This is a genomic window from Agromyces sp. H17E-10, from assembly GCF_022919715.1.
In the GTDB taxonomy this organism is placed as follows: Bacteria; Actinomycetota; Actinomycetes; order Actinomycetales; family Microbacteriaceae; genus Agromyces.
In genome coordinates this window covers 1,248,693-1,273,010 of sequence record NZ_CP095042.1, presented here as the reverse complement: position 1 = coordinate 1,273,010, position 24,318 = coordinate 1,248,693, and the positions used below count along the sequence as shown (strand labels likewise).

General features: G+C 70.6%; 20 protein-coding genes and 1 tRNA gene. 12 read left to right on the top strand and 9 right to left on the bottom strand.

Annotated elements, in window-relative coordinates:
* Positions 1-56: 56 nt before the first annotated feature.
* Positions 57-1,574 carry a dGTP triphosphohydrolase gene (dgt, locus tag MUN74_RS05795; protein ID WP_244855479.1) on the bottom strand — a complete coding sequence of 506 codons (1,518 nt, stop codon included), beginning with the start codon at positions 1,572-1,574 and terminating at the stop codon, positions 57-59.
* A gap of 186 nt (positions 1,575-1,760) precedes the next feature.
* Here dgt and MUN74_RS05790 point away from each other — a divergent pair.
* The 5 genes from MUN74_RS05790 (at position 1,761) to rplA (ending at position 4,553) form a co-directional block, all read left to right on the top strand.
* Positions 1,761-1,833 (top strand) — tRNA-Trp (locus MUN74_RS05790).
* A 40-nt stretch (positions 1,834-1,873) separates the two neighbouring features.
* Positions 1,874-2,149, top strand: coding sequence for a preprotein translocase subunit SecE (gene secE / locus MUN74_RS05785; RefSeq protein WP_244855478.1), 276 nt, complete (start codon positions 1,874-1,876; stop codon positions 2,147-2,149).
* 61 nt (positions 2,150-2,210) lie between these two features.
* Positions 2,211-3,137 carry a transcription termination/antitermination protein NusG gene (gene nusG, locus MUN74_RS05780; RefSeq protein ID WP_244855477.1) on the top strand — a complete coding sequence of 309 codons (927 nt, stop codon included), beginning with the start codon at positions 2,211-2,213 and terminating at the stop codon, positions 3,135-3,137.
* A 150-nt stretch (positions 3,138-3,287) separates the two neighbouring features.
* On the top strand, positions 3,288-3,716 hold the full coding sequence (gene rplK, locus MUN74_RS05775) for a 50S ribosomal protein L11 (RefSeq protein WP_231047780.1): 429 nt from the start codon (positions 3,288-3,290) through the stop codon (positions 3,714-3,716).
* A 147-nt stretch (positions 3,717-3,863) separates the two neighbouring features.
* Entirely contained in the window at positions 3,864-4,553 is a 690-nt protein-coding gene (rplA, locus tag MUN74_RS05770) for a 50S ribosomal protein L1 (RefSeq protein ID WP_244855476.1), read from the top strand.
* A 74-nt stretch (positions 4,554-4,627) separates the two neighbouring features.
* On the opposite strand, the gene MUN74_RS05765 is transcribed toward rplA, so the two are convergent.
* Together MUN74_RS05765 and MUN74_RS05760 are read right to left on the bottom strand one after the other, a co-directional pair.
* On the bottom strand, positions 4,628-4,987 hold the full coding sequence (locus MUN74_RS05765; RefSeq protein WP_244855475.1) for an SPW repeat domain-containing protein: 360 nt from the start codon (positions 4,985-4,987) through the stop codon (positions 4,628-4,630).
* Positions 4,988-5,060: 73 nt separating this feature from the next.
* Positions 5,061-5,582, bottom strand: a complete 522-nt coding sequence (locus MUN74_RS05760) for a dihydrofolate reductase family protein (RefSeq protein ID WP_244855474.1) — start codon at positions 5,580-5,582, stop codon at positions 5,061-5,063.
* 116 nt (positions 5,583-5,698) lie between these two features.
* Between MUN74_RS05760 and MUN74_RS05755 the strand changes: the two genes are divergently transcribed.
* Positions 5,699-6,184 (top strand): winged helix-turn-helix transcriptional regulator, encoded by a 486-nt coding sequence (locus tag MUN74_RS05755; protein WP_244855473.1) that lies wholly within the window; start codon positions 5,699-5,701, stop codon positions 6,182-6,184.
* 22 nt (positions 6,185-6,206) lie between these two features.
* Here the strand turns inward: MUN74_RS05755 and MUN74_RS05750 are convergent, their stop codons facing one another.
* Both MUN74_RS05750 and MUN74_RS05745 read right to left on the bottom strand, forming a co-directional pair.
* Entirely contained in the window at positions 6,207-6,479 is a 273-nt protein-coding gene (locus MUN74_RS05750) for an acylphosphatase (RefSeq protein WP_244855472.1), read from the bottom strand.
* Between the two features lie 115 nt (positions 6,480-6,594).
* The gene (locus MUN74_RS05745) at positions 6,595-8,124 is read right to left on the bottom strand and encodes an APC family permease (protein WP_244855471.1); all 1,530 of its coding nucleotides are present in this window, start codon (positions 8,122-8,124) and stop codon (positions 6,595-6,597) included.
* 148 nt (positions 8,125-8,272) lie between these two features.
* Between MUN74_RS05745 and MUN74_RS05740 the strand changes: the two genes are divergently transcribed.
* Together MUN74_RS05740 and MUN74_RS05735 are read left to right on the top strand one after the other, a co-directional pair.
* On the top strand, positions 8,273-8,641 hold the full coding sequence (locus tag MUN74_RS05740) for an iron chaperone (RefSeq protein ID WP_244855470.1): 369 nt from the start codon (positions 8,273-8,275) through the stop codon (positions 8,639-8,641).
* Between the two features lie 166 nt (positions 8,642-8,807).
* Positions 8,808-14,933: a DUF7507 domain-containing protein gene (locus tag MUN74_RS05735; RefSeq protein WP_244855469.1), complete on the top strand. Its 6,126-nt coding sequence runs from the start codon at positions 8,808-8,810 to the stop codon at positions 14,931-14,933.
* 66 nt (positions 14,934-14,999) lie between these two features.
* On the opposite strand, the gene MUN74_RS05730 is transcribed toward MUN74_RS05735, so the two are convergent.
* The 4 genes from MUN74_RS05730 to MUN74_RS05715 all read right to left on the bottom strand — a co-directional run bounded on the left by MUN74_RS05730 (position 15,000) and on the right by MUN74_RS05715 (position 19,005).
* Complete coding sequence (locus MUN74_RS05730) at positions 15,000-15,791, bottom strand: tyrosine-protein phosphatase (RefSeq protein ID WP_244855468.1); 792 nt, start codon at positions 15,789-15,791, stop codon at positions 15,000-15,002.
* 140 nt (positions 15,792-15,931) lie between these two features.
* Complete coding sequence (locus tag MUN74_RS05725) at positions 15,932-17,296, bottom strand: NAD-dependent succinate-semialdehyde dehydrogenase (RefSeq protein WP_244855467.1); 1,365 nt, start codon at positions 17,294-17,296, stop codon at positions 15,932-15,934.
* A gap of 157 nt (positions 17,297-17,453) precedes the next feature.
* On the bottom strand, positions 17,454-18,254 hold the full coding sequence (locus MUN74_RS05720) for a PDC sensor domain-containing protein (RefSeq protein WP_244855466.1): 801 nt from the start codon (positions 18,252-18,254) through the stop codon (positions 17,454-17,456).
* Complete coding sequence (locus MUN74_RS05715) at positions 18,244-19,005, bottom strand: FadR/GntR family transcriptional regulator (RefSeq protein ID WP_244855465.1); 762 nt, start codon at positions 19,003-19,005, stop codon at positions 18,244-18,246. The genes MUN74_RS05720 and MUN74_RS05715 overlap by 11 nt, the downstream gene beginning before the upstream one ends.
* A 116-nt stretch (positions 19,006-19,121) precedes the next feature.
* Between MUN74_RS05715 and MUN74_RS05710 the strand changes: the two genes are divergently transcribed.
* The 4 genes from MUN74_RS05710 (at position 19,122) to MUN74_RS05695 (ending at position 24,291) form a co-directional block, all read left to right on the top strand.
* Positions 19,122-20,291 carry a CaiB/BaiF CoA transferase family protein gene (locus tag MUN74_RS05710; RefSeq protein WP_244855464.1) on the top strand — a complete coding sequence of 390 codons (1,170 nt, stop codon included), beginning with the start codon at positions 19,122-19,124 and terminating at the stop codon, positions 20,289-20,291.
* A 48-nt stretch (positions 20,292-20,339) separates the two neighbouring features.
* Entirely contained in the window at positions 20,340-21,536 is a 1,197-nt protein-coding gene (locus MUN74_RS05705; protein WP_244855463.1) for an acyl-CoA dehydrogenase family protein, read from the top strand.
* 170 nt (positions 21,537-21,706) lie between these two features.
* Positions 21,707-23,248, top strand: coding sequence for an aldehyde dehydrogenase (NADP(+)) (locus MUN74_RS05700; RefSeq protein WP_244855462.1), 1,542 nt, complete (start codon positions 21,707-21,709; stop codon positions 23,246-23,248).
* Positions 23,249-23,466: 218 nt separating this feature from the next.
* The gene (locus tag MUN74_RS05695; protein ID WP_244855461.1) at positions 23,467-24,291 is read left to right on the top strand and encodes an amino acid ABC transporter substrate-binding protein; all 825 of its coding nucleotides are present in this window, start codon (positions 23,467-23,469) and stop codon (positions 24,289-24,291) included.
* Positions 24,292-24,318 lie beyond the last annotated feature (27 nt).

Genomic DNA, 24,318 nt, shown 5'->3' with positions numbered 1-24,318 from the left:
GACCGTTCGGCGACGACCCGGTGAACGGATGCCCCGCGCCGAACCCGGAACGGGGATCAGAGGTTCTGGCCGATGTCCCACAGTCGGTCGGGGCGCCCGTCGATCGCCTCCGAGACGGCGAGCGCCTGGTCGTCCGAGAGCGACGCCACGTAGTCGACGACCCCGCGCCCGACCCCGAGGCGCAGGATGTCGCCGGCATCGGGCACGGGCACGCCCTCGGGCCGGGTGCGGCGCAACTGCGCGTAGCCGTCGCCCGCGATCTCGATGAGCTCCCGCAGCCGCTGCGGCACGCGGTGCCGGTCGTACTCGTCGGTCGCCCAGGCGGTGAGCCCCTTCACGGCACGGGTGAGCACGCGGCTGAGCCCGCGCTGGTACATGGCGATGTCGGCGCGGTCGAGGATGAAGTGCCGGTGCACGAACTTCAGGATCTCGACCTCGTGCCAGGCGCCGCGATCGAGCGTCACGAGGCCCGTGCGCGCGACGCCCTCGGGAGCGGGCACGACCGAGGTCTGCAGGTGCCCGATCCAGCGGTTCGTGAACGACGAGAGCGCCCGCTCGCTGGCGATCGACCCGTCGAACGGCGTCGCGAGCAGGCCGTCGACGAGGTCGTCGGCGACCACGTCGACCGCCGCCGCGAACGCATCGTCGTCGGCGATCCACGCGTCCGAGCGACCGAGCTTGCGGCGCAGCGCCTCGAGTGCGGCACCGGCAGGCGCGGTGCGTTGAGCGAGCGCCTCGTCGTCGAGGACGCGCAGGATGCCCGACCCCTCCATCCACCCGCGGAACTCGCGCGCGACCGCGCCGTGGCTGAGCAGGCCCGCCCGGTAGAAGTCGTCGACGTCGTGGATCGAGTACGCGATGTCGTCGGCGGTGTCCATGATCGAGCATTCGAGCGACTGCTCCATGGGCCTGAGGCCGCGTCGCGCCTCCGCGAGGTCGAGCGCGTCGAGGTCGTATGCCGAGAACTTCGCCGCCTCGACCCGGTCGCCCGCGCGGCGCCAACCGCGTGGGAGCCCGCCGTCGGCGAAGGTCGCGGGCGTCGCGAACCTGGTCCACGGGTACTTGGCGACGGCCGACCGCACGGCGGCGGTGAGGTTGAGCCCGTGCGGCGCCGCCGCGCTCACGTCGAGGGTCGCGATGATGCGGTAGCTCTGCGCGTTGCCCTCGAAGCCGTCGGGCAGGCCGAGCGTCTCGAGGGCGAGCCGGTCGAGCACGCGCTCGCCGAGGTGCCCGAACGGCGGGTGCCCGAGGTCGTGCGCGCTCGCCGCGGCCTGCACCACGACGGCGTCGCAGCCGTGCTCCACCGCGAGCGCGTGGGCCGGCGACGAGGCATCCGCGAACCCGACGGCGATGGCACGGGCGACGGCGGTGACCTTGATCGAGTGGGTGAGGCGGTTGTGGATGAGTGGGCCGGCGCCCGGCTGCGCGATGACCTGCGTGACGGCCGACAGGCGCGAGAAATACGGTGAGAACCGGATGCGTTCGAGGTCGAGCCTGAACTGCGAGTGCTCGCCGACGACCTCGACGCTCGAGCTCGGTTCGGGGGTTCGGCGTGCGGCGCGGTCGGGGCTCATGGTCCCAATGTAGGCGCCGGTCGGGATGCCGCGTCGGGGCCGGTTCGCGCGAGGCGCTCGCGTCGCCTACACTGGTGGAGGTTGCTTTCCTCGGCAAAGCTTCACTGCGCCCGAAATCCCGGTTTCGGAGGCGGTTGAGCGGTGTCGAGAGAGTGATTCCGAGGCGTCCCGAGCAACCGGGGCCCTAGGGCGGTGGCTCAATTGGTAGAGCAGCGGTCTCCAAAACCGCAGGTTGCAGGTTCGAGTCCTGTCCGCCCTGCGAGCCGGCAGCGATTGCCGGCCCACGAAAGGTGTACGAGGTGGCACGAAAAGTTATCGACGAACCCAGTGAGGACGTCGTCGCCAACGCGAAGCGCGATCGCGCAGCGCGTCGGAATCCCTTTTCGCGCATCGCCCTGTTCATCCGGCAGGTCATCGGTGAGCTGAAGAAGGTCGTCACCCCCACCCGGCGGGAGCTCGTCAGCTTCACCGTCGTGGTGCTCGTGTTCGTCGTCATCATGATGGCGCTCGTGTGGGGCCTCGACCAGCTGTTCGGGTGGCTGGTGCTGTACGTCTTCGGAACACCGGGGGTCTGATCTGGCCTTCGGCCACACGACCCGCAGGGCGCCGGGGGCGCACGAAGAGAAGGATCGAGAAGTGTCAAGGACTGAGCGCGACGACGTCGACTGGGCCACCGCTGCAGAGCAGTCGGCTGAAGACGACGAGGCGCAGACGGGCAACGTCAACGAGCACGAGGAGCAGTCCTCGGAGCCGGCCGAGCACCGTGCGGTGCACCTCGTCGACGACGAGGGCAACGACATCGACCTCGAGGCCGTCCTCGACGCGATCGCCGAGGCGGGCGACCCCGAGGCCGACGCCGTCGTCGACGACGCCCTCGACATCGACTCCGCCGAAGAGGCCGAGGCGGCCCTCGAAGCCGTCGAAGAAGAGGCCGACAGCGAGTTCGACCCGTACGAGGAGTTCCGCAACGAGCTGCGCTTCCTCCCGGGCAAGTGGTACGTCATCCACTCGTACGCGGGCTTCGAGCGCCGCGTGAAGGCGAACATCGAGCAGCGACGCGAGTCGATGGCGATGGCCGACTACATCTACCAGGTCGAAGTGCCGATGGAAGACGTCGTCGAGATCAAGAACGGCCAGCGCAAGATGGTCACGCGAGTGCGCATCCCCAGCTACGTGCTGGTCCGCATGGAGCTGAACGAGGAGAGCTGGTCGGTCATCCGCCACACGCCGGGTGTCACGGGCTTCGTCGGCAACGCGCACAACCCGACCCCGCTGCGCTTCGAAGAGGCGTTCGGCATGCTGAAGAGCCTCGTCGAGCCCAAGGACGTCGCCCCCGCCAAGGGTGCGAAGGCCGGTGCCGCCGCAGGCGCCGCCCGCCAGATCCCCGCCGAGGTCGACTTCGAGATCGGCGAGACGATCACCATCAAGGACGGCTCGTTCGCCGGCCTGCCCGGCACGATCAGCGAGATCAAGCCCGAGAGCGGCAAGCTCACCGTGCTCGTCTCGCTCTTCGAGCGCGAGACCCCGGTCGAGCTCAGCTTCGACCAGGTCACCAAGCTCTAAGACCCAGAATCTCCACAGCCAACCCTCCGGTATACTCGGAGGGTTGTGCTGCGTTCGGCCCGTCCGAACCCACACGAACCACCGCCCTCCGGAACCGCCGGAGCGACGGGAGAGTGCCCGCCAGGGCGTTCGAACAGAAAGAGAGAAATCATGGCACCGAAGAAGAAGGTCACTGGTCTGATCAAGCTTCAGATCAACGCCGGCGCCGCCAACCCCGCACCGCCCATCGGTCCGGCGCTGGGTCAGCACGGCGTGAACATCATGGAGTTCTGCAAGGCCTACAACGCGGCGACCGAGTCGCAGCGCGGCAATGTGATCCCCGTCGAGATCACGGTCTACGAAGACCGCTCCTTCACCTTCATCCTGAAGACCCCGCCCGCCGCCGAGCTCATCAAGAAGGCCGCCGGCGTCGCCAAGGGCTCGGGCGTCCCGCACACGACCAAGGTCGGCAAGCTCACGCAGGACCAGGTCCGCGCGATCGCCGAGCAGAAGATGGTCGACCTCAACGCGAACGACATCGACGCCGCGTCGAAGATCATCGCGGGCACCGCTCGCTCGATGGGCATCACGGTCGAGTAAGGCCGACCGCGCCGGGTCTCGATACGCGCTTCGCGCGACTCGACCACCGGTGCAGGATGCCTCGCCCCGAGGCATCCGTCTTCAGAACTCTCATTCGTGGCAGCGCCCGCCAGGCGCGATGACCACACTCTCGCAAGGAGAACCAACATGGCACAGAAGTCCAAGGCCTACCGGGCCGCGGCCGAGAAGATCGAAGCCGGCAAGTACTACACCCCGACCGACGCCGTCGCGCTCGCGAAGGAGACCGGTTCGGCGAAGTTCGACTCGACCGTCGAGGTCGCGCTGAAGCTCGGCGTCGACCCCCGCAAGGCGGACCAGATGGTGCGCGGCACCGTCATCCTCCCGCACGGCACCGGCAAGACCGCCCGCGTCATCGTCTTCGCGACGGGCCCCGCGGCCGAGGCCGCCATCGCGGCCGGCGCCGACGAGGTCGGCGGCGCCGAGCTCATCGAGAAGGTCGCCGCGGGCTACACCGCGTTCGACTCGGCCGTCTCGACCCCCGAGCTCATGGGCCAGGTCGGTCGTCTCGGCAAGGTGCTCGGCCCGCGCGGCCTGATGCCGAACCCGAAGACCGGCACCGTGACCCCGAACGTGGGCCAGGCCGTCTCCGACATCAAGGGCGGCAAGATCGAGTTCCGCGTCGACAAGCACGCCAACGTGCACTTCGTCGTCGGCAAGTCGTCGTTCTCGGCCGAGCAGCTCGACGACAACCTCAAGGCTGCGCTCGAAGAGGTCATGCGCCTCAAGCCGTCGAGCGCCAAGGGCCGCTACATCCAGAAGGGCGCCGTGTCGACCACGTTCGGCCCCGGCATCCCGCTGGACGTCAACGCCATCTGAGTCGCCTGACTCGCACGAAGGCCCCGCCGGTTCACCGGCGGGGCCTTCGTCGTTCCCGGTCGGGAACGGTCGGATCAGTGCGGGATCGCGTCGTGGTGCGCACGCATGCTCGGCCGGATGGCGAGGGCGGCGGCGATCACGGCGATCGCCCCGCAGATCCACGACATCCAGGCGGCGCCCATGTACTCGCCGCTCGCGTAGCCGCCGACCCACGGCGAGATGATGAGCAGCAGACCGAGGGCGCCCTGCACGTACTCCATGGCGACCATGCCCGGCATCGCCAGATTGACGATTCCGGAGACGACGAGCAGTGCGCCGAGCACCAGCATCATCGCCAGGGATGCACCGACAGGGGTGACGAACAATGTCGCGACCATCACGGCGAGGCCGGCGGCGATCGCCACCCAGTCTTCCCAGCGTGTCCACTTCTTCATAGAAACCAGCCTCCTCAAGGTGGTGGCTCCCATCAGGGGGTCACTTCAACGGTATTCCCGACCGATCGGCCGGTCAATAAGCAGGTTCGAGGCGGAGGTCGACCACCGCTCGGGAGGCGTCGGCGTGCCGCAGCGGAACGACCGCCGTGCCGGGCGCGTCGTAGAGGCGCACGCCGTCGCCGAGCAGCACGGGCGCGACGTGCAGGTCGAACTCGTCGAGCACGCCGAGCGCGAGCGCCTGCATGCCGATGCCCGGGGAGAAGATCTCGACGTTCTTGCCGCCCGCTGCGGCGCGCGCCCGGTCGAGTGCGGTGCCGAGGTCGTCGACGTAGGTCACGTGTTCGGCCGGGCTCCCGTCGTGCGGGTGATGCGTGAGCACGAAGACCGGTCCGACCCAGGCGCCCCCGTACGGGCGGTGTCGGCTGATCGCCTCGTCCCAGCCGCGCCGGCCCGCGATGATCGCGCCGGTCGACTCGACGTAACGTTCGACGAGGCCCGGCGGCACGTCGATGCCGGCCAGCCACGACATGTCGTGGTCGGGACCGGCGACGAATCCGTCGAGCGACATCGTGAAGTGACAGACGATCTTGCCCATTTCGACTCCTGCTCGCTAGTGATTGCAAATTGCAATCGCAAACTAGCAGAAGTGATTGCGATCTACAATCATTCGTGAGTGGCGAGCTCTCTGGAGCTCTGGAGGGAGCGATGCCGATGAGGGACTCACCGCGCTCGGGCTGTCCCATCAACGCGGCCGTCGAAGTGCTGGGCGATCCGTGGGTGATGCTGATCCTGCGCGACATGGTCTTCGGCCGTCGGCGTCACTTCCGAGAACTCCTGAGCGGCTCGATCGAGGGCATCGCCTCGAACATCCTCAGCGACCGGCTCAAGCGGCTCGTCGCGGCGGGGCTGCTGTCGCAGGAGGAGCCGGTGCGCGGCCGGCGCGCGGCCTACTCGCTCACCGAGGCCGGCATCGATGCAGTACCGGTGATGGTGGCGCTCGGCACCTGGGGGCTCGCGCACAGTGCCGGCGAACCCGCGCTGCGGGTCCGTGCCGAGGTGCTGCGCGACGGCGGCCCCGAGGTCGTCGCCGCCTTCATGGAGGAGTTGCGCGAGGAGCATCTCGGCGTGCCGCTCGCCGACCCCGCACGCGAGCGCATCGGCGACCGGCTGGCGGCGGTGCGCGCGGCGGCGATCTGACGGCCGACGGTCGCAGGAGCGGTCAGCGGATGATGCGGAAGCCCTCGTCGTCGCCGCGCGGTTCGACCTCGTCGACCGTGAGCCCCGTCACCCGGGAGCCGGGCGGGCCCTGCTCGAGCCGGCGCAGCATCTCGCGCACGGCGCGTGACGGTCCCTGCACCTCGGCCTCGACGGTGCCGTCGGGCAGGTTGCGCACCCAGCCGCTGATCTCGAGCCGTTCGGCGTGCTTGCGCGCGAGGTAGCGGTAGCCGACGCCCTGCACGGCCCCGCTCACGATGACGTGCCGACGGATCACCCGGCCACCCTACACGCGCTGAGGACGAACGCACTCCGGGGGTGCTTTCCCGCAGGATCGAGCACTCGAACGGCTCGAACGTTGCGGAAATGCACCCCCGGAGCGGAGAGACGGGTCAGCGCGTCGGCGTCGGCTGCACCGCGGCGACGGCGCCGGTCCGGGCGCGGATCTCGTCGGCGACGGCGATCGCGTCGCCCGACGGGGCGTCGGACTTGCGGTCGGGTCGCGCGATGAAGAGGTAGAGCAGTCCGCTCACGAGGACCACGCCGAGTCCGATGAGCACGACCCAGTCGGCGAAGAACGACCCCGACGAGCCGGGCATCGCGAGCAGGACCATCGCGAAGATGCCGTACGCGAGCGCGAGCACGTTCACGATGAGGCCCCACGAGCCGAGCGAGAACGGTCCGGCGGGCTTCCATCCCCTGAGGCGCTGGCGCAGCGAGGCGAGCACGACCATCTGGAACGCGACGTAGATGCCGAGCACCGCGAACGAGGTGACCGGCAGCAACAGGCCGTCGTTGAAGAAGATCAGCACGCTGATGAGCGCCGGCACCGTGCACGCGACGATGAGCGCGTTCGTCGGCACCTTGTTGCGCGGCGACACCTTGGCGAGCCAGTTGTGCCCCGGGATCATTCCGTCGCGGGCGAACGAGTACAGCAGTCGACTCGCCGCCGCCTGGAGGCTCAGCACGCAGCTGATGAAGGCGGTGATCGCGATGACGAGGAAGAGCTTCGCGCCCACCGGCCCGAGTGTCGCCTCGAGGATGCCTGGGATGGGGTCGTTGTCGGCGCCCGAGACGATCTCCTCGAGGTTGGGTGCCGCGAGCACGTAGCCGCCGAACGAGAACAGCGCCGAGACGCCGCCGACGAGGATCGTCATCATCATCGCCTTGGGGATGCGCCGGGCGGGGTTCGCGACCTCCTCGGCGACGTCGCCGCACGCCTCGAAGCCGTAGAAGAGGAAGAGGCCGGCGAGCGCCGCGCCCATGAAGGCCGCGAGGTAGCTGCCGTCGCCCTGGACGCCCATCGTGTCGAAGAACACGCTGAAGTCCTGCTTGCGCTGGAAGACGAGCAGGTAGAGGCCGAGGCCGATCACCCCGACGAGCTCGGCGGCGAGGCCGATCTGGGCGACCCGGGCGAGGGTCTTCGTGCCCGAGAAGTTGAAGATGAACGCGAGCAGCAGCAGGCCGAGCGTGATCGTGAGGTTGATCGCCGGCGTGAGCTCGAGGCCGAAGAGGCTCGCGACGAAGCCCGACCCGAACTCCGCGACCGCGGTGATCGTGACGATCATGGCCCAGATGTAGACCCAGGCGGCCATCCACGCGTAGCGGCGGCGCCAGAGCCTGCGGGCCCACGGGTAGATGCCGCCGTGGATCGGGTACTGCGACACGACCTCGCCGAACACGAGCGAGACGAGCAGCTGCCCGGCGCCGACGATGACGATCCACCAGATGGAGGGCGGGCCGCCGACGGCGAGGGCGGTCGCGAACAGCGAGTACACGCCGACGAGCGGTGAGAGGTAGGTGAACCCGAGTGCGAAGTTCGCCCAGAGGCTCATCGAGCGGTTGAACGAGCCCTCGTAGCCGAGCACCTTGAGGTGCTCGTCGTCGCCGAGCTGGTTCGGCGGGGTGGTTTCTTGCGACATGTCGCCCTTTCGATCGACGTTGATCTCGCGCCCGCCCCCACGGGCGCACGGTACCGGCCAGCATAGCCATACCTACGGTGCTAAAGCTATAGCACTAGATGATTTGTCGTCGGATGCCTCGTGGCGGGCGTCGTGGCAGGATGCCGACATGGGAACCGTCACCGACTACCTGGCCTCGATCGACGGCGAGAACCGGGCCGCGCTCGAGCACGTCATCGCCGTCGCGCGCGAGCTCGACCCCGAGGCGACCGAGGGCGAGAGCTACGGCATGCCGGCCCTGCTGCACCGGGGCAAGGCTTTCGCGGCGGCGATGGAGGCCAAGCAGCACCTCGGTTTCTACCCGTTCAGCGGGCAGATCCTGCCCGGACTGGCGGCCGAGCTCGACGAGGCGGGCATCGCGTGGTCGACCGGCGCGGTGCAGTTCTCCGTGGAGCGTCCCGTGCCCGACGACCTGCTGCGCCGCATCCTCGGCGAACGCATCGCGCAGATCGACGCGCAGCTCGACGCGAAGCGCTGAGACGACGGGTCGTCCTCCTCGCGACCCGGACGGTCACATCATTCGCGTGATGTCGCCGGGGGATGCCGTCGGTACCGTATGACCCGCCGGGGGGTCGGCCGATCGAGGGGCTGAGTTCGACGCGCGATGCGCGAAGGGTACGCGGCCGGACGATCGGGGAAGACGCATGACCGACGACAGCCGCACTCCGGGCGCGGGCGCGCAGACCACGCAACCACGCGCTTCCAGCCGTCGACGACGACTGATCTCGCTCCTGCTGGCGCCGGTGCTGGTGCTCACCGGCCTCGCGGGCGCACTCGCGCTCCCGCAGGCGGCGCAGGCGGCAGGAACGTCGCAGGTGCTCGTCGACGTGACCGCGGTGGATGCGAGCACGGGGACGCCGATCACCGACCTCTCGCCCGGGCCGTGGGTCGGACTGGTGAAGAAGATCGGGTATCGAGTCGACTTCTCGTGCGTCACGTCGAACTGCGACAACGCGACGGTGAAGTTCGACCCGACGGCCCTCGATCCGAACTACGCCTACTACCGTCTGCTCACGCAGTCGGGCTTCACCCCGCCGCTCTCGGGCGGCTCGGTGACGGGGTCCGCGACCGCCGGGTACACGGTGTCGCTCGGCAACCTGGTGGCCGGGCAGTCGGGCCAGTTCGTGCTCGAGTACCAGACGGGCGTGGGCTGCGGCGACTGGAACGTCGTGCGTGACGGCGAGCGGACGTTCTGCCCCGTGGCGAACTTCCCGGACGGCTTCACGTTCACCCAGACCGTGCGCGGCAACGCCGACACCGCCTCGGGTGAGCAGACCTCGACGAGCGCCCCGGTGCGGTGGAGCATCCCGACTCCGTCTCCCGGAGTCGCGTACGGCGTCATGGTCGATCCGAAGGGCAACCGGGTCTCGCAGGGCGGCGTGCTCTCGACCGACCTTCCGTACAAGTTCACCGTCAACTTCGGCAGCGGCTGCGTCACCGCACGGGTCACGGCCTATACCGTGGTCGACGCCAACGGCACCATCTGCGCGAGCGGCTACACCGTGACGCAGAAGCTTCCGCCGGGCGCCGAGCTCGTCGCGGCGGACGGCGCGCCGACCGTCACCGGCGACGTGGCCACCGGTCTCGTCCTCACCTGGAACGGGCCGCCGTGGTCGTCCACGGCGAAGAACACCTCTGCGATCGGCTGGGGCGCGACGAACGGCTACGAGACCCAGACCGCGGGCGTCCCGCGCGTGGTGACGATCCAGTTCCCGCGCGCCAACCTCGCGCCCTCGCCCGACCAGACCTGCGGATACGAGGCGCACACGGGAGGCCCCGAGTCGACCGCCTCGGTGACCTACATCAGCATGCCCGGCGTGCCGGGAGAGGTCCGCACGGTGCAGGCCCCGCCCGGCACGGGTTACACGGTCCGGTGCGTCGATCCGTTCGGGAAGGCGGTCATGGACGCGAAGACCTCCACCTTCGACGGCGCCCGCCGCATCAGCCCCACGCTCTCCCCGATCACGGTCCCCGCCCCCGGCGGCGAGAACGACAAGGAGTGGCAGGTCACGGTCGCCAACCAGGCCAACGTGCCGGGTGTCGCCGTCGTCACCGACGACACGCTCGATCAGGCGGACGCCCACGTCTACCGGATCATCGCGCCGAGCGGTTCCACGATCGCCTGGACGGCCACCGACGGCACGACCACGCAGTCGGGCACCTCGACGACGACGGCCGACGCCCCGGCCGGTTTCTGGTTCGCGACGTCGACCGTGACCTCGCCGCCGCTCGCCGGGCCGAACGAGCTGCCCACGGGAACCTTCCGCACCGGATTCACGGTGCATTACCAGTACCGCGTCCTCGGGGACGCACAGCCCGGCGGACGACGTACCAACACGGCCAGCGCCGTCATGACCTACCCCGACTACCCGCAGCTCGCGGCCATCCCGCTCGGACCGACCTCGCACACCATCGAGTTCGAAGCACCGTTCACCGGCGGCAGCATCGACAAGTCCGCCCAGGACTCCGACATCAACGGTGCGCCCGTCTCGATCCTCGACATCCCGGCCACCGGCTCCGGTCGCGGCTTCTGGATGGTCGACGCATGGAACGCGGGCAACACCCCCGCCGTCCCGGTGATCGAGGACGCCCACCTCGATCCGAAGCTCCCCGTCTACCGGATCGGCCTCCGCCTCGACAAGACCGGGACGGCCGTCCCGACCTCGATCCCGGGATGGACCGGCACGATCGAGTACACGCTCGACAACGGCGTCACCGGCACGGCGCGCAACGACTACCAGGCTCCGGCCGGACGCTACATCGTCGCCGCGAAGATCACGGGCGACGAGATCCCCGGTGGCCGCGCCTGGGCGACCTCGAACGACCGGTCGCGCTTCATGGTGCTGTTCTACTTCTCGATCACCCCCGATGCGACGCCGGGCTCGGTGCACACCAACACCGCGACGGGGCACTTCGAGTACCCGAACTACGGCCTGCCGAGCCTGGACCTCGGCAGCGACACCACGCAGGTCACGCTGCGCGGACCCCGACCGGTGATCGATGCCGTGATGGGGGCGACGTCCATCGCCGGCGGCGCATCCCAGGCCACGACCACGTCGAACGTGACGTTCCAGACCTGTGGCAGCACCGGCAGCGTCCCGACCGACCGGGCCCCGTTCACGCCCGAGTACGTCTTCATGGCACCCGTCGGGTGGAACATCACTCCCGGATCGGCGTCGTTCGCCGTGGGCGCCGTGCCCGCCGGGGTGAGGTTCGCCTACGACACGGTGACGGTCTCGGGGGTGCCGCGGCAGGTGGCGGTCGCCTCGTGGCCGGCGGGCACGACCTGGGGCAGGAACATGGCGCTGCCGTGCATGAGCGTCATCGCACGCCCGACCGCTGCGGTGTCCGCCGGCACCGTCAGCGTGCCGCGCGGGTTCATCGGCAACACCGGAGACGTGCAGCCCACGGACATCTTCAACCGCCAGTTCACGGATACGCCGGACATCGACGGCGATCCGGCGACGCTGCGGTTCAGCGAGGCGCCTGCGCCGGGCGGCGTGCCGGTCGCGGCCGTCGCCGCGATGCAGGTGCTCAAGGAGATCTGCCTTCCCGACGCCGCCCAGTCGGACGGCTGCCGGTGGTACGCGGATCCGAACAACCGCGTGGGAGTACCGCCGAACTCGACGTCCATCAGGTATCGCATCTCGGTGGTCAACACCGGCAACACGAACCTCAGCGACGTGGTGGCCTACGACGTGCTTCCCTACCCGGGCGACACGGGCACGAGCGCTCCGACTGCGGGCACGCCTCGGGGGAGCACGTTCACCGAACAGGTGGCGAGCGTCTCCGACCTCGTCGGCTCGCCGACGGTCAGCTACTCGACCTCGGTGCAGCCCTGCCGCCCCGAGGTGGACGCCGCCGTGCCCGACTGCGGGAACGACTGGGGCAGCACCGCTTCGGGTGCTCAGGCGATCCGCATGACCCGCCCCGGCACGTTCGCTCCCGGGGCGCGCATCTCGATGCAGTACACGGCGTCGGTGCTCGACAGCCCCGGTGACGGTGCGGTCGGCTGCAACTCGCTCGCGGTCAGGGCCACCGGCCTCGGCACGGTGTCCGAGCCGGCGCCGGTGTGCGCGTCGATCGAGGAGACGGACCTCGCGGTCGCGGCGGGCACCCCGCAGCTGCAGGTCGGCCGCCCGGGCGTGCTGCCGTGGACCGTCGTCAACAACGGCGGTGCGGCCAGCAGTCAGGCGCTCGTGACGGTCGACATCCCGCAGGGTCTGTCGGCGTACCCGCTGCAGTTCGAGGGATGGCACTGCACCGCTGCAGATGCCGATGGCGCGCCGCAGTACGGCACCGCGGTCGGCCCGTCGACGCTCAGCTGCGTCCCGGACAGTCCGCTCCTGCTGGGGGTGCCGCAGACGCTGAACGTGCCGGTGGTGCCGACCGTCGACTCGTTCACCTCGACGGCGCACATCTCGGGGCGCCTGTTCGACGGGAACCTCGCCAACAACGATGCCACGATGACGGCCGCCGTCGCCCCCGCCGCTGCCGGCATCGGTGTGGCCAAGAGCGACGGGGTGACGACGGCGAGGCCGGGTGACGTGCTCACCTATACGATCACGGTGTCGAATCCGCTGGACTTCGAGACCCTGAGCGGTGCGACGCTCACGGACGCGCTGCCGGGTCGGGTGTCGTTCGTGTCGGCCTCCGACGGCGGGACGGAGTCGGGGGGCGTGGTCACGTGGAACCTGCCCGACCTCCCCGGAGCCGGCACGGTGACCCGCACCGTGAAGGTCATGGTGTCCTCGACGATCGACACCGCGACGCTGGTGAACACCGCGACGGTGACGGCACCGGATCCGGCGAGTCCGGGAACGACGCTGACGGGCAGCGCGACCGACACGGACACGGTGCGCACGAGTCCGGCGGTCACGCTCGTGAAGGGATCGACCGCACCCACCTATGGCAAGGTCGACGACACGGTCACTTACACCTTCTCGGCGACCAACTCCGGGGACGTGACCGTGACGAACGTCGCGATCAGGGACCCCCTGTCCGGGCTCTCCGCGTTGACCTACGTGTGGCCGGGCGCAGCGGGTGTGCTCGCACCGGGGCAGACGGTGACGGCGACGGCGACGTACACGATCACCCAGGCCGACCTGGATGCGACGCAGGTCGACAACACCGCCACGCTCAACGGCAGGGCACCCGACGGCGCGACGGTGACCGCGGTCGCCTCGCACGAGGTGACGAGCACCGCGACGCCGAGGATCGAGCTGGTGAAGACGGCCGACGGCACGGTGACCACCGAGGGCGACCGGGTGACCTACACGTTCGTCGTCACGAACACCGGCCCGTTGACGTTGGACGGGGTGACCGTGACCGACGGCCTGCCCGGCCTGTCGGTCATCGACTTCGGCGACTGGCCGGGGGCTGCCGGGGTGCTCGCGCCCGGGCAGTCGGTGACCGCGACCGCGACCTACGACGCACGTCAGACCGACGTCGATGCCGGGAAGATCGTGAACACCGCGACAGCGACCGGGCAGACGCTCGAGGGGCTCGACGTCTCCAACGAGGACGGCGAGACGGTCGCGATCGAGCGCACCCCGGGCATCTCGATCGTGAAGGACGCGCAGTACCACGCGGATGGGATCGGTCGGGCAGGGCAGGACATCGACTACGACTTCACGGTCACGAACACCGGCAACACGACCCTGACCGACGTCGAGATCACCGACCCGCTCGTCGGGCTGTCGCCGCTGAGCTACGTGTGGCCGGGGACGGCCGGAGTGCTGCTGCCGGGGCAGTCGGTCACGGCGACCGCGACGTACACGATCACGCAGACGGACGTCGACGGCTTGAACGGGGTCGCGAACACCGCGACCGTCACGTCGAAGGCACCCGACGGGAGCACCCCGACGGACGACGACACCGCCCGTCTGGACACTCCCGCGACCGCGGGGATCCAGCTCGTGAAGACCGCCGAACTCGCGGGCGGCACGCCGCACGCGGGCGACACGGTCACGTACCGTTTCGCGGCGACGAACCTCGGCGTGCTGACCCTGACCGGGGTCACCGTCACCGACCCGATGGAAGGCCTGTCCGACCTGACGTTCACCTGGCCGGGCGCGGACGGCGTCCTCGCGCCGGGGGAGACGGTGCACGCCACGGCGACGTACGTGCTCACGCAGGCCGACCTCGACGCCGGCAAGGTCGTGAACGCGGCGAGCGTCGCCGGTGAGCCGCCGGTGGGTGACCCGGTCGCCTCGGACGACACGGTGACGCTCGTGCTCCCCGCCGACGCGCAGCTCGAGTTCGAGAAGACCGGCACGATCGGCGACGGCCTGTGGGAGGCGGGCATGCCGGTCGGCTACGAGTTCACGTTGGAGAACACCGGCAACGTCACCTTGGCCGACGTCGCGATCGACGACCAGCTGGAGGGTCTGTCGCAGATCGCGTACGAGTGGCCGGGCGAGCCGGGCATCCTCGCGCCGGGCGAGACTGCGACCGCGACGGCCACCTACGCGCTGACCGAGGGGGATGCGGCCGCACGAACCCTCACCAACACGGCGACCGCGTCCAGCGACCGCGCGCCGAGCGTCGAGGACAGCGTGACGCTCGAAGGCCCGGTGCCGCCGACCGACCCCGTGCAGGCGGTCATCGACGGCATCTCGAAGCTCGCTCAGACCGGTGCGCAGACCGGCGTCCTTCCGGTCGCAGGCGGTGCCGTCCTGCTCGGCGGCATCCTGATCCTGATCACGCTCATCCGCAGGCGGCGACGGAACGGTGCCCGGACCGCCGGCTCGACACCGTCAGGAGACTGAAGGCGGTGAGACGACGGATGCCCCGGGGTCACGCGACCCCGGGGCATCCGGTCGTTCCGACGCAGGTCAGGCGGCCGCGGCCGCCCGGCCGGCGAGGCGGGCGCGCAGTGCGTCCAGTTCGGCGTCGGTGAGACCCGCGGCGGTGAGATAACCCGCCGCCCCGCCGTGCTCGCGGTCGACCCAGTCGAGCGCCTCTTCGATCGCCTCGGGCGGCGTGCCGGTGACGATCGCCTCGAGCTCGGGCGTCACCGGGATGCCGAACGACGCGACCATGCGCAGCATGCCGTCGGCCCACGGGCCCGCGAGGTTGTCCTGCGACGACGCGTAGTCGGCGACGACGGCGGCGCGCTCGGCACCGACGGCGTCGAGCATGAGCGCCGTCGCGACGCCCGTGCGGTCCTTGCCCGCCGTGCAGTGCACGAGCACCGCGGTCGGGGCCTCGTCGTTCGATGCGGCGATGAGGCGTGCGACCTGTGCGAACGAGGCGGCGCCGTGCTGCAGCATGCCGACGTAGAGCCCGCCGAGGGTCGGCATCGCCGCCGACAGCTCGGCCGCCGACGGTGCGCCACCCTTCATGAGCTGCTGCATCGAGTCGGCGACGGCCCCCTCGAGGATCGAGAGGTCGACGACGTCGAACGGCCGCGAGTCGGGCACGCGGTCGGGAGCCGACTCGCGTTCGGCCGGCGTGCGGAAGTCGACGATCACTCCCACTGCGGTCTCCGCGAGTTCCTCGAGCCCCTGCGGGCTCAGCCCCGAGAGCGCGTCGGAGCGGAACAGCACGCCGCTGCGGGTCGTGCCCCCGCCCTCGAGCGGCATGCCGCCCGTGTCGCGGAAGTTGAACAGGCCGTCGATGATCACAGTGCCCCCAAGGTCGGATCGGCGTCGCGGCGGCGCGAAAGGCGACCGCCGTTCGGCATCTTAGCCACGCGGGAGGCGGAAACACCGGATGCCCCGGGGCACGAGGCCCCGGGGCATCCGATTTCACGCGAAATGCATGATCAGCCGATGCGGATCATCTTCTTGTTCACGAACTCGTCGGCTCCGAAGCGACCGAGCTCACGGCCCGAACCCGAGCGCTTGACGCCGCCGAAGGGCAGCTCGGCGCCATCGGCGCCGACGACGTTCACGAACACCATGCCGGCGTCGATCTTGTCGGCGACGCGGAGCGCCTGCTCGTCGTCGGTCGTGAAGACGTACGAGCCGAGGCCGAACGGGGTGTTGTTCGCAAGCTCGACGGCCGCGTCCTCGTCGGCGACCTTGAAGACCTGCGCGACGGGGCCGAAGAACTCCTCGTGGAAGGCGTCGGAACCGGGCTGCACGTCGGTGAGGATCGTCGCCGAGTAGTAGTTGCCGTTCTTCGTGCCGCCCGAGTGCAGGGTCGCACCCTGCGCGACGGCGCGCGAGACCTGCTCGGCGAGCCCCTCGGCGGCCTTCGCCGACGAGAGCGGGCCGAGCGCGGTGCCCTCCTTGGCGGGGTCGCCCTCCTCGACCGCGTTCATCTTCGCGGTGAACTTCTCGAGGAAGGGCTCGTACAGGTCTTCCACGACGATGAAGCGCTTGGCCGCGTTGCAGGCCTGGCCGTTGTTGTCGACGCGGGCGAAGACCGCCTGGTCGACGGTCGCGTCGAGGTCGTCGGTCGAGAGCAGGATGAAGGGGTCGGAACCGCCGAGCTCGAGCACGACCTTCTTGAGGTGGCGGCCCGCGATCTCGGCGACGATCGCACCGGCGCGCTCGGAGCCCGTGAGCGAGACGCCCTGCACGCGCGGGTCGGCGATGACGGTCTCGATCTGCGCGTGCGAGGCGTAGATGTTGACGTAGGCGCCCTCGGGGAAGCCGGCGTCGCGGAAGATCTGCTCCATCGCGGCGGCCGACTCGGGGCACTGCTCGGCGTGCTTCAGCAGGATGGTGTTGCCGATGATGAGGTTGGGGCCGGCGAAGCGGGCGACCTGGTAGTACGGGAAGTTCCACGGCATGATGCCGAGCAGCACGCCGAGCGACGAGCGACGGATGAGGGCCGAGCCCTCGCCCGCGAGCAGGTCGATCTTCTCGTCGGCGAGCAGCGACTCGGCGTTGTCGGCGTAGTACTCGTAGATCGCGGCGGCGAACTCGACCTCGCCGACGGCCTGCTCGATGGGCTTGCCCATCTCGCGGACGATGATCTCGCCGAGCTCCTGCGCACGCTCGTTGTGCAGCTCGGCGACGCGGCGGATGAGGGCGGCGCGCTCGGCGACGGTCGAGTTGCGCGACCAGCCGCGGTGCGCCTCGGTCGCCGCGGTGATGGCGGCCTGCAGGCCGTCGTCGGTGATGGTGTCGAAGCTCTTGACGACCTCGCCGGTTGCGGGGTTGGTCACGGCATAGGGCATTTGGATTCTCCTTCTCGGGTGCACCGCGGAACTCCGCTCCCTGAGCCTGTCGAAGGGCCTGAGCCGCTCGAAGGGGGTGGGCGCGTGCCGCGATGCAGACGCTCGCGTCAAAGATATAACAACGAATGATTCTTCTCGACCCGGTTGCAGGGGATGCTCAGGGTCGGTCGCCGACGAGGACCCGGAACGGCGTTCCCGGGCAGTCGAGCGTCGTCGCCGGGGCATCCGCGAGCTGCCCGACCTGCAGCGCGGGGTCGGTCGACAGCACCACGCGACCGTCGGCGTTCACGAGCGCGAGCGGGGCGTCGACCGCGAGGAAGCGGGGGAGGAGCTCCTGCTCGAGCCGGCGCACCGAGATGTCGGCGCCGACCACCCCGACCATGCGCTCGCCGTCGGGTGCGTGCACGGGCATCGTGAGCGTGAGGATGTAGTCGCACGTGCAGAGGTGGTCGACGTACGGTCCGGTCACGTGCGCGTGCCGCGTCGTCGCGGGGATGCGGTACCACTCGAGGGCGCGGAAGTCGCGCAGGTACTCGGTGTAGCCCCGCGTCGACAGGTCGAGTCGGGTGGGCACGTCGGTCGAGCCGAGCACGGGGTTGTCGTCGAGCGGGCCGAGCCACCAGGCGAAGTGCACGTCGCGGCCGCGCACGATCTCGCCGTCGGCGATGAATCCGGCGCCGACGAGCAATGCGTCGGGCTCGGTCAGGCGCGGCAGCACGAGCCCGGCGACGACCTGGTCGAGCTCGGCCGGGCGTACCTCGCCGACGGCGGCGGCCGGCGCGGCGGGCGTGGCGGTCGCCTGCGCCGCATGGTCGGCGACGGCGCGGATGCCGGGAGCGATCGCCTGCTCGATGGGCGTGCGCCACTCGGCGAGCAGGTCGAAGGCACTCGCGAAGAGCCGGGCGACGGCGTCGGCGGCCTCGCGTGCGCCGTCGGGAAGCTCGTGGTCAGTGCTCATCGAGGCCGCCTCCCCGTTCGACGCGGGCCTTCGCCTGCAGCAGGTACGTCGCGAGCGACTCGACGAGGGCGCCGGCCGCCTCGCGGGCCTTTCCCGGCCGGCCCGCAGCGACCGCCCGCACGATGCGACGGTTGACCGCCGAGGCCTCGAGGCGTTCGTGGTCGTCGCCGAGGCCGAGCAGCAGGAGCGGCCCGAACTCGGCCTGGAGCCGGATCTGCTCGCGCACGAGCCGGGCCGACTGGCTCAGCACCGCGAGTTCGAGGAAGAAGCCGCCCTGGTTGGTGCGCGCAGCGGCCGCGGTCGAGAAGTCGGCGGCGTCGAGCCAGGCCGTGAGTCGTTCGGCGTCGGCGTCGGAGGCTCGCTCGGCGGCGCGTTCGGCGACGCCCGCGAGGATCGCGCCGAAGTACACGGCCATGTCGCTGAGCTCGACCTGTGCCAGCGCACGCAGGCGGGCGGTGATGATCGTGCGGTGCTCGGCGTCGTCGTGCACGACGAAGCTGCCGCCGTCGCGCCCGCGGCGGGTCTCGACGAGGCCGGCCTCGCGCAGGATGCCGAGTCCCTCGCGCACCGTGATGAGGGCGACGCCGAAGCGCCTGGCGAGTTCGGGCTCGCTCGGCAGTCGCTCGCCGGGGTCGAGCACGCCGAGCACGATGCCGTCGGTGAGGCGCTGCGCGACCTGCTCGGCGCGGCCCGCGTCGGCGAGCTGGGCGAACACGGCTTCGCGTGCGCCCGGGCCCACCCTCGATTCCATGGGTTCACGATAGCCGAGCGGGCGGCGGTCGACTGGCGGCGCGCGCAAAAAAGATTCACTATAGGATGAATGAACGTGCGGCCGACCGGTCGCGCACATGCGAAGGCGGATGGACCATGAGCGAGCGACCCGAGGCGACGACCCGAGGCGTGCTCGACGGGCTGCGCGTGGCGGACTTCTCCCGTGTGCTCGCCGGGCCCTACGCGACGATGACGCTCGCCGACTTCGGCGCCGACGTGGTGAAGATCGAACCTCCGGCGGGTGATGACACCCGGCACTGGAAACCGCCGGTCGACGCGAGCGGCATGGCCACCTACTTCGGCAGCGTCAACCGCAACAAGCGCTCGGTCGCGCTCGACCTCACGACCGACGAGGGGCTCGCCGAGGCCCGCCGGCTCGCGGCGTCGGCCGACGTCGTCATCGAGAACTTCCGGCCGGGAGTGATGGCCAGGTTCGGGCTGTCGTACGACGACTTGCGCGAGCTCAACCCCCGCGCCGTGTACTGCTCGATCACGGGCTTCGGCGCGGGCGAGGGTGCGGCGCTCGCCGGGTACGACCTGCTCGTGCAGGCCGTCGGCGGGCTCATGTCGATCACGGGCGACCCCGAGGGTGAGCCGGCGAAGGCGGGCGTCGCGCTCGTCGACGTGCTGTGCGGGCAGAACGCCGTCTCCGGCATCCTGCTCGCCCTTCGCGAGCGCGACCGCACGGGTCGCGGCCAGCTCGTCGAGGTCAACCTGCTGCAGAGCCTGCTCTCGGCGCTCACGAACCAGGCCGCCTCGACGCTTGCGACCGGGCGGGCGCCGCGACGACTCGGCAACGCCCACCCGTCGATCGCGCCGTACGCCGTCTTCCCGGCGCGCGACCGCGACCTCGTCATCGCCGTCGGCAACGACAAGCAGTTCGGCGCGCTCGTGCGGCTGCTCGCCGAGGCATCCCCGTCGGCCGCATCGCTCGCCGACGACGAGCGGTATGCGACCAACGAGGCCCGCGTCGCCCACCGCGGCCACCTGCACGCCGAGCTCGAGGCAGCCCTCGCGACGGCGCCCGCCGCGCACTGGGTCGCGGCGTTCAGCGCTGCCGGCGTGCCCGCCGGTCTCGTCAACGACGTCGCCGAGGCGATCGCCTTCGCCGACGGGCTCGGCCTCGAACCGGTCGTCGAGCTCGGGCACAGTCGCACGGTCGCGAACCCGATCGGGCTCCGCGGCGAGGCATCCCCCCGATATCTGACCCCACCGCCCGCGCTCGACGAGCACGCCGGCGCCGACTGGCGCGAGGCGGCCGAGTAGGCCCGCGCCCGCGCGACCCACGACCTGAGACCCACCGAAAGGAACACCATGACCACCGCACCCCGCATCGACCAGGTCTTCGACTTCGACGCGCTGCTCACCGACGAGGAGCGCGAGTGGCAGCAGAAGGCGCGTGCCTTCGCGCAGGAGCGCATCATGCCGATCATCGAGGAGGACTTCGAGAACAAGCACTTCCGCAAGGAGCTCATCCCCGAGCTCGGTGCGGCGGGCTTCCTCGGCATGCACCTCAAGGGATACGGATGCGCCGGGGCCGGCGCCGTCGCGTACGGCCTCGTCTGCCTCGAGCTCGAGGCGGCCGACTCGGGCTGGCGCACGTTCGTCTCGGTGCAGGGGTCGCTCGCGATGAGCGCCATCTACAAGTACGGCTCGGAGGAGCAGAAGCAGCAGTGGCTGCCGGGCATGGCGGCTGGCGAGCTCGTAGGCTGCTTCGCACTCACCGAGCCGCAGGGCGGCAGCGACCCCGCGGCGATGACGACGGTCGCCCGCCGCGACGGCGACGAATGGGTCATCGACGGCGCGAAGCGCTGGATCGGCCTCGCCGCGCTCGCCGACGTCGCCGTCGTGTGGGCCCGCGTCGAGGACCCGTCGGGCGAGTTCGGCGAGGGGGCTCGCGCGGTCCGCGGGTTCATCGTGCCGACCTCGACGCCGGGCTTCACGGCGACCGCGATCGACGGCAAGCTCTCGATGCGCGCGAGCGTGCAGTGCGACATCGACCTCGACGGCGTGCGCCTGCCCGCCGACGCGCTCCTGCCGGGCGCTGCCGGGCTCTCGGGACCGTTCGGCTGCCTCAACGAGGCCCGCTACGGCATCGTCTGGGGTGCGATGGGTGCCGCCCGCTCGTGCCTCGAGGTCGCACTCGACCGCTCCATCACGCGCGAGGTGTTCGGCAAGCCGATCGGCGCCAACCAGCTCACGCAGGCGAAGCTCGCCGACATGTTCCTCGAGGTCGAGAAGGGCACGCTCCTCGCCCTGCACCTCGGCCGGCTCAAGGAGGCGGGCAAGCTCACGCCCGCCCAGATCTCGGTCGGCAAGCTCAACAGCGTGCGCGAGGCGCTCGAGATCGCGCACCAGGCGCGCACGATCCTCGGCGGCGACGGCATCACGAACGCGTTCCCCGTCATGCGGCACGCGGCGAACCTCGAGTCGGTGCGCACGTACGAGGGCACCGACGAGATCCACCAGCTGATCCTCGGCCGCGCCCTGACGGGACTCAACGCCTTCTAGACCCGAGCCCGCCGGTTGAGGAGCGAGCGACGAAGGAGCACGCGTCTCGAAACCCCCTTCCGCTGGTTGAGGAGCGAGCGACGAAGGCGGTGGGTTGAGGAGGCGCGCCAGCGCCGTCTCGAAACCAGCACGCGTCTCGAAACCGCACCGATGAGAAAGACGAGAATGAGATGAACACGGATGCCTCGGGCATCGCGCCCCGCACGGAACCGCCGTTCACCCGCGACGAGCGCGTCGAGCTGACTCCCGCGAACGAGGTCGAGCTGGCGGTCGCACTCGCCGCGGCATCCGGGCTCGAGCGCTCGAGCCGTGCCGAACGCGGCCGATGGCTGCGCGCGATCGCCGACGCCGTCGAGGCGTACCGCGACGAGCTCGTCGCCATCGCGGGGGAGGAGACCCACCTCTCGGCGGCGCGCCTGAACGGCGAGGTCACGCGCACGGCGACGCAGCTGCGGTTCTTCGGCGACGTCGTCGACGAGGGCTCCTACCTCGAGGCGACGATCGACTCGCCCGACGCGTCGCTCATCCCGCCGCGGCCGTCGCTCCGGCGGATGCTGCGGCCGCTCGGCGTCGTCGCGGTGTTCGCGGCGTCGAACTTCCCGTTCGCGTTCTCGGTGCTCGGCGGCGACACGGCGTCGGCGCTCGCGGCGGGCTGCCCCGTCGTCGTGAAGGCGCACCCGGGGCACCCGCGGCTCTCGCGGCGCATCACGTCGATCGCGCGTGACGCGCTCGCCGCGGCCAGTGGCCCCGCCGACGCGCTGCGGCTCGTCGAGGGCATGGAGCAGGGCACCGCCCTCGTCGAGCACCCGAGGGTCACCGCGGTCGGCTTCACGGGCTCGACCCGCGGCGGGCGCGCGCTGTTCGACCTCGCGTCGGCAAGGCCCGCGCCGATCCCGTTCTATGGCGAGCTCGGCTCGATCAACCCCGTCGTCGTGACGCGGGCCGCGGTCGCGACGCCCGCACAGGTCGCGGGTGTGGCCGCGGGCCTCGCCGGCTCGTTCACCCGCGACGGCGGGCAGTACTGCACGAAGCCCGGGCTCGTGTTCGTGCCCGACGGTGCCGGGTTCGAGGCGGCGCTCGTCGCCGCGCTCGAGGGTGCTGCCGACGGCGCCGGCGTCACCGGGGCACCGCAGCGCCTGCTGACCGATGGCATCGCCGCCGCATTCGATCGCGGCTCGGTCGCGCTCGCCGAGCGCTCCGACGCCGAGCTCGTCTTCGCGGGGGAGCGGGCCGCCGACGTCGCATCGCCCGTCGTCGTCGCGACCTCGGCCGCCGCGTTCGTCGCCGCGCACGAGGCGTACCTCGAGGAGTGCTTCGGTCCGCTCACGGTGCTCGTGCGGTACGGCTCCGACGAAGAGCTCGCGCTCGCGCTCGACGTGCTCGAGGGCTCGCTGACCGCGTCGATCCAGCTCGCGCCCGACGAGGACGTCGCGGCGCTCGCGGACCGCCTCGTACAGGTCGCCGGGCGACTCGTGTTCAACGGATGGCCGACGGGCGTCGCGATCACGTGGGGGCAGCACCACGGCGGTGGCTGGCCGGCGACGACCGCGTCGGTGCACACCTCGGTCGGCGCGACGGCCATCCGTCGCTGGCTGACTCCGGCGACCTGGCAGGACGCCCCCGCCGCCGTGCTGCCGCCCGAGCTCGCCGACGGCAACCCGCTCGGCGTGCCGCGCCGGGAGGACGGGGTGCTCGTCGTTCCGGCTGGCTGAGAAGCGCCGACTCCCTCCGCTGGTTGAGGAGCGCCGACGCGGAGCGGCGACGCGTCTCGAAACCCGCACGCTCGCGCTTCGCGCTACTCGACCGACGACTCGCAGGGAATGCAACGCGGGGTAACGCCGTTTCACTCTGCGGCCGGGCCGTGATGGACTCGACCGCATCGACGCCGCAGACTCGCGGCCGCACCCCTCCCCACGAACGGAGCATCCACATGGCTCGCGCCCCTCGCGCCCGTACTCTTCTCGGCCTCGTCGCCGCATCCCTCGCCGTCGTCGCGCTCGCCGCCTGCTCGTCGGGCGGGTCGAACGACGCCGGCACCGACGCCTCCGCGAAGGGCGACGAGTACGGCCTCGTGACGCCGGGCACGCTCACGGTCGCGACCGAGGGCACGTACAAGCCGTTCACCTACCACGAGGGCGGCGCGGGCGACCTCGTCGGCTACGACGTCGAGGTGGCCGAGGCCGTCGCCGACAAGCTCGGCCTGAAGGTCGAGTTCCAGGAGACCCAGTGGGACGCGATCTTCGCGGGTCTCGACGCAGGCCGGTTCGACGTGATCGCCAACCAGGTCTCGATCAACCCCGAGCGCGAGAAGAGCTACCTGTTCTCGACCCCGTACACGGTGTCGCCGAGCGTCGTCGTCGTGAACGAGGGCGACACCTCGATCACGAGCTTCGACGACCTGAAGGGCAAGACGACCGCGCAGTCGCTCACGAGCAACTTCTACCAGCTCGCCGTCGACGCGGGCGCGAAGGTCGAGGCCGTCGAGGGCTGGGCGCAGGCCGTCGCCCTCCTGCAGCAGGGCCGCGTCGACGCGACCGTCAACGACAAGCTCACCTACCTCGACTACGTCAAGCAGACGCCCGACGCGAAGCTCGCCGTCGCGGCCGAGACCGACCCGAGCGAGAGCGCCCTCGCGTTCACGAAGGACAAGACCGCTCTCGTGAAGGCCGTCGACGGCGCCCTCGCGGAGCTCCGCGAGGAGGGTGTGCTCGCCGAGCTCGGAGAGAAGTACTTCGGCGAGGACGTCTCGCAGTAACGTCCGATCCGATCCGGCGGATGTCGC

Bases quoted from the DNA above. Each gene is read 5' to 3' on its own strand.
- dgt (WP_244855479.1), bottom strand. From the start codon at position 1,574: ATGAGCCCCGACCGCGCCGCACGCCGAACCCCCGAACCGAGCTCGAGC.
- rplK (WP_231047780.1), top strand. From the start codon at position 3,288: ATGGCACCGAAGAAGAAGGTCACTGGTCTGATCAAGCTTCAGATCAAC.
- rplA (WP_244855476.1), top strand. From the start codon at position 3,864: ATGGCACAGAAGTCCAAGGCCTACCGGGCCGCGGCCGAGAAGATCGAA.
- MUN74_RS05765 (WP_244855475.1), bottom strand. From the start codon at position 4,987: ATGAAGAAGTGGACACGCTGGGAAGACTGGGTGGCGATCGCCGCCGGC.
- MUN74_RS05760 (WP_244855474.1), bottom strand. From the start codon at position 5,582: ATGGGCAAGATCGTCTGTCACTTCACGATGTCGCTCGACGGATTCGTC.
- MUN74_RS05755 (WP_244855473.1), top strand. From the start codon at position 5,699: ATGAGGGACTCACCGCGCTCGGGCTGTCCCATCAACGCGGCCGTCGAA.
- MUN74_RS05745 (WP_244855471.1), bottom strand. From the start codon at position 8,124: ATGTCGCAAGAAACCACCCCGCCGAACCAGCTCGGCGACGACGAGCAC.
- MUN74_RS05740 (WP_244855470.1), top strand. From the start codon at position 8,273: ATGGGAACCGTCACCGACTACCTGGCCTCGATCGACGGCGAGAACCGG.
- MUN74_RS05735 (WP_244855469.1), top strand. From the start codon at position 8,808: ATGACCGACGACAGCCGCACTCCGGGCGCGGGCGCGCAGACCACGCAA.
- MUN74_RS05725 (WP_244855467.1), bottom strand. From the start codon at position 17,296: ATGCCCTATGCCGTGACCAACCCCGCAACCGGCGAGGTCGTCAAGAGC.
- MUN74_RS05720 (WP_244855466.1), bottom strand. From the start codon at position 18,254: ATGAGCACTGACCACGAGCTTCCCGACGGCGCACGCGAGGCCGCCGAC.
- MUN74_RS05715 (WP_244855465.1), bottom strand. From the start codon at position 19,005: ATGGAATCGAGGGTGGGCCCGGGCGCACGCGAAGCCGTGTTCGCCCAG.
- MUN74_RS05710 (WP_244855464.1), top strand. From the start codon at position 19,122: ATGAGCGAGCGACCCGAGGCGACGACCCGAGGCGTGCTCGACGGGCTG.
- MUN74_RS05705 (WP_244855463.1), top strand. From the start codon at position 20,340: ATGACCACCGCACCCCGCATCGACCAGGTCTTCGACTTCGACGCGCTG.
- MUN74_RS05700 (WP_244855462.1), top strand. From the start codon at position 21,707: ATGAACACGGATGCCTCGGGCATCGCGCCCCGCACGGAACCGCCGTTC.
- MUN74_RS05695 (WP_244855461.1), top strand. From the start codon at position 23,467: ATGGCTCGCGCCCCTCGCGCCCGTACTCTTCTCGGCCTCGTCGCCGCA.